The sequence below is a fragment of the Thermosulfurimonas sp. genome, assembly GCF_015491435.1.
Classification (GTDB): Bacteria; Desulfobacterota; Thermodesulfobacteria; order Thermodesulfobacteriales; family Thermodesulfobacteriaceae; genus Thermosulfurimonas_A.
Genome location: NZ_WFVX01000143.1, coordinates 1 through 4,003 on the forward strand (window position 1 = coordinate 1; position 4,003 = coordinate 4,003).

Annotated in this window: 6 protein-coding genes; all 6 read left to right on the plus strand. The window is 54.0% G+C overall.

The features are described from left to right. Positions 1 to 65: 65 nt before the first annotated feature. Positions 66 to 551: a prepilin-type N-terminal cleavage/methylation domain-containing protein gene (locus F8J34_RS06580; RefSeq protein WP_297057389.1), complete on the plus strand. Its 486-nt coding sequence runs from the start codon at positions 66 to 68 to the stop codon at positions 549 to 551. After that, positions 529 to 894 (plus strand): prepilin-type N-terminal cleavage/methylation domain-containing protein, encoded by a 366-nt coding sequence (locus F8J34_RS06585; protein WP_297057392.1) that lies wholly within the window; start codon positions 529 to 531, stop codon positions 892 to 894. Before F8J34_RS06580 ends, F8J34_RS06585 begins: the two co-directional genes overlap by 23 nt. Beyond that, positions 891 to 1,925: a prepilin-type N-terminal cleavage/methylation domain-containing protein gene (locus F8J34_RS06590; protein ID WP_297057395.1), complete on the plus strand. Its 1,035-nt coding sequence runs from the start codon at positions 891 to 893 to the stop codon at positions 1,923 to 1,925. The genes F8J34_RS06585 and F8J34_RS06590 overlap by 4 nt, the downstream gene beginning before the upstream one ends. After that, positions 1,922 to 2,404, plus strand: a complete 483-nt coding sequence (locus F8J34_RS06595; protein ID WP_297057398.1) for a hypothetical protein — start codon at positions 1,922 to 1,924, stop codon at positions 2,402 to 2,404. Before F8J34_RS06590 ends, F8J34_RS06595 begins: the two co-directional genes overlap by 4 nt. After that, positions 2,362 to 3,696: a cobyrinate a,c-diamide synthase gene (locus F8J34_RS06600; RefSeq protein ID WP_297057401.1), complete on the plus strand. Its 1,335-nt coding sequence runs from the start codon at positions 2,362 to 2,364 to the stop codon at positions 3,694 to 3,696. Before F8J34_RS06595 ends, F8J34_RS06600 begins: the two co-directional genes overlap by 43 nt. Further along, a partial coding sequence (locus F8J34_RS06605; protein WP_297057404.1) for a hypothetical protein occupies positions 3,632 to 4,003 on the plus strand: 372 nt, incomplete at its 3' end. The genes F8J34_RS06600 and F8J34_RS06605, both read left to right, overlap by 65 nt.

Here is a 4,003-nt window from a genome sequence, read left to right on the forward strand (position 1 = left end):
AGCCCCACCCAGTTTCTGAAACCCTTTCAGGGGCGTGAGGGGCAGATCATCTACTGGTTTGAAAAATGAAACACCTTTACGGTTTAACCCTTCTTGAGGTCCTGGTGGTCCTGGCGCTTATTGTTGTCCTTTCGGGCTTTAGTCTTAACTGGGTGCGGGGCATGGTTAAAAAACATCGTATCGCCACGGAAATTCAGCTTCTTTTTTCCGCCCTTAACGAGGCTCGTTATCTGGCCTTTACCCGCAAGACCACCTGCGGTCTGGTGATAGGTAACAATACCTTCGACTCGGCGGAGGTAAGATGCGATACCGATTACGATGGAGATCTACAGGATCAGAATGGATTCCAGGTCCTGGAGGACCTGCAATTCAGGGAAAGATATATCTCGGGTAGAACCGAGGTGGCCTTTTCCAAGGAAGGCTTTACCTCGGATACCACCACCATTCGTCCCCAGGATACGAATATTCTCCCCGAATATTCGTGCATCCTGGTGAGCAATACCCGGATCAAGATGGGAAGGTGGGAAGGTGGGCAGTGTAACCCCCGCTAGGGGCTATACCCTTATCGAGGTCCTGGTGAGCCTTTTGGTGATGTTGATCATCCTTCTGGGGCTCATTCAGGGCATGAGCATCTATATCACCCATAATCTGAAGAATACCCTCCGGACCGAGGCCATTAAAATCGCCCAGGGATGTGCCGAAGACCTGCGGAATAAAAGAAATTGTTCCTCTACCGTTTATCGAACCTTTCGGAACTTCAAGGTGCGCTTCGATGTCAATGCCACTGACTATTCTTCTCTCAACCCCGGACTCAATTCCGTAACCATAAAGGTAACCTATTCTTTCAAAGGCCAAAGTTATGAATATCAATTAAACACCGTGATCGAAAAATGAAGAAATATCGCGGTCTAACCCTGATCGAGGTTCTGGTAGCTATAGTGGTCTCCCTCCTCACTCTGGGAGCCCTTTATGAGGCCTATATTAGCCTGCTCCGGGCCCAGAAGCAGCAGGTAAAAATAGCTGAAAATAATCTTCAGGTCCTTATGGCCCTGGAATATCTGCGAAAAGACATCGAACTTGCGGGGTTCGGCATCCCCAGAAGCGTAAGTATTACTCTGAATTACAACGAAGCTAACACCTATGCCACCTGCTCTCCTGCCACCTACAATACCGCACCATCGGGCATGCCTAAGCCCCTGGATCTCGGCGACAACACCTGCAATAATTCCGATTATCTGGTCATTCGATCCACCGCCGCCAACCTGGACAAGGCCGTCTCCCGAAGATGGGGCTATATCTATTACAATGGAAGTAACTGGGAAAGGATTTCCTTGAGTTCTCAGGATTTTTCGGATGCAGATAAATGCGTGGTCCTGGATCTTAACAGGGCCTTGGTGTCCTGGGACGTATTCTGCAAGAACTTTACCGGCAACAATACCTCCATGATCTATTTCCTCTTCGGCGTTAACGACGGAACCCTCAGAATGCCCTTTAACCGGGTCGATTATTACCTTCGGCGTCCGAATTCCCTTCCGGCAAGATGCAACCCCTCCACCTACGAGCTCTACCGGGCGGAAATCACCCATAACGGGACCCGGAACGAGCAGCCTATTCTCGACTGTGTATTTGCCTTTCAGATCGTTGCCGGGAGGGACACCAACGGGAATGGCACCATAGATCAATGGAGCAAGGATCTAACCACGCTTTCGGCCTCGGATATCTTCAGTCAGGTTAAGGAGATAGATCTCTACATTCTTTATCAGGAAGGCACCAAAAGCCGTACGGAGGTTACGGAGAATTCCACTGTAAGAATCACCTATCCAGACGGCACTTATGAAGATATCAATGTGCCTTCCAGATATTACCGCTGGAAACTGATTCAAATGAAAGTCAAACCCCTAAACCTGGAAGATTTTAAGCTATGAAAAGACCAACTTCAGAGCGCGGTTTCATTCTACTTTACACCCTTATTATTACCCTGGTGGCTCTGGTCATGCTCCTGGGGCTTACCTATCTCATTTTTTATGGGTCCCGTCTTTCGGGATGGTCCAAAAGATATACCTCCGCCCTGGAAGCGGCCAAGGGAGGAACCCTGGAGTGTCTTCAGGCCCTGAAGGATTGTACCATCGTTAATACCTTCAAGTGTGACCATTCCCGGGAAACATGGTCGGCCTTTGTAAGCGATGTAACCTCGGTTACCAGTCACTCCTCGCCGGCGGATATTGTCCAGAATCCGGACTGGCAGAAGAGTTACGGCACCTATCGTGTCTATTGTAAGATCGTGGATACGCACGGTTACACCGACGGATACCTTTACTCGGTCGAAATTGTAGGGCAGAGGATCGGCGGCAACGAAACAGCATGGCTCTCCGTGGGTTACAAGGTGGAAATTACGGGGCCCTGATCGCCGCGGCCTGGAGCGGAAGCGGAAAGACGGTTCTGGCCTGTGCTCTGATCCGGGCTCTGGTGAGAAGCGGCCTTCGCGTGGCCCCCTTCAAGGTGGGACCGGATTATATCGATCCCGGCTTTCTTGAGACCGCGGCCGGGCGTCCCTGCTACAACCTGGATTCCTTTTTCTGTCCCGGGGAAGCCCTCCTGCAAAGCTTTGCCCGCGGAATGCGGGGCGCAGAGGTGGCGGTGGTGGAAGGGGTGATGGGTCTTTACGACGGGATCGGGGGCACCGTGAGGGCCTCCACCGCGGAAGTGGCCAAAATACTCGGTCTTCCGGTGGTGCTGATCCTTCCGGCCCGCAGCCTCTCCACCACCGCGGCAGCCCTGGTAAAGGGGCTGGTCGAGTTCGAGCCCGGACTGCGTTTCCGGGGCCTAATCCTCAACGGGGTGGGGAGTTCCAAACACGAACGCCTCCTGCGCCGGGCCCTGGCTTCGGTGGAGGTCCCGGTGGTGGGAGTCGTTCCGAGGGAGGAAACCTTTCAACTTCCCTCACGACATCTGGGGCTGGTGCAGGCCGAAGAGATATCCCTGGAGGAAAAACTGGAGCTCTGGGCCGAACGGATAAAGGATTATGTGGACCTCCCCGCGCTGTTTGAGCCCCTTGATCTTTCTCTTCCCTCTGCAGACAAGCCCTTCCCCCGAAAAAGGGTGGTGGCCGTGGCCCGGGACGAGGCCTTTTCCTTTTACTACCGGGAAAATCTGGATCTCCTTGCCGAGGCCGGGGCCGAACTGGTCTTCTTCTCCCCCCTGCGGGATTCCCTTCCGCAGAAAACCGAGGCCCTTTATCTGGGAGGGGGCTATCCCGAACTCTTTGCCGAAACCCTTTCCCGGAGGGATGACCTCAGAGCCGCGATCCGGCGGCTGATCCGGGAGGGATGCCCGGTTCTTGCCGAATGCGGAGGCTTTATGTTTCTCCTCGAAGCTATAGAACACCAGGGAAAGGCCTATCCCATGATGGGAGCCCTTCCCGGCCTGGCGGTAATGGATCGAAGGCTTCGTTCCCTGGGGTATCGAGAGGTCCGCTTTAGACCCGAAGCCCCGCCTTCTCTTCGCGGCGCCCTCGCAAGGGGGCACGAATTCCGGTATAGTAGGTTGCTCAAGGGATATCTTCATGGACTAGAGGTGAAAGATGCAGAGGGGCAACCGGTGGAGACCTACGGATGGGCTCGGGGACAGGTTCTTGCCAGTTACATCCATTTTCACTTCGCTTCGGCTCCGGAAGTGGTGGCCCATCTTATGTCTTAGCCTTTTTCTACTTTCTTTCTGGTTAAACGCCGCAAAGGCGGCCCCTACCGGTCAGCTTCCGCGCACCCAGGTATGGATAAGTCTCGACCCCGGAGCCCATGTCCTTAGCGGGAAAAGCACCATCCTTCTTCCCCGGAATCGGGTTTACTGGATCCGGGTCAAGAACCTCCGGATAACCCGCATCCTCCTCGGAGGGAAACCCATCCGTCCGGAGATAGAAAACGGACGCCTGCGCATCCTCACGGTGGGGAAACCCGAAAGAGTGGAGATTAGTTTTCGAGCCGTCTTTCCCCCGGGGGAGGAGGCC

Bases quoted from the DNA above. Each gene is read 5' to 3' on its own strand.
- F8J34_RS06580 (WP_297057389.1), top strand. From the start codon at position 66: ATGAAACACCTTTACGGTTTAACCCTTCTTGAGGTCCTGGTGGTCCTG.
- F8J34_RS06600 (WP_297057401.1), top strand. From the start codon at position 2,362: ATGGCTCTCCGTGGGTTACAAGGTGGAAATTACGGGGCCCTGATCGCC.
- F8J34_RS06595 (WP_297057398.1), top strand. From the start codon at position 1,922: ATGAAAAGACCAACTTCAGAGCGCGGTTTCATTCTACTTTACACCCTT.
- F8J34_RS06590 (WP_297057395.1), top strand. From the start codon at position 891: ATGAAGAAATATCGCGGTCTAACCCTGATCGAGGTTCTGGTAGCTATA.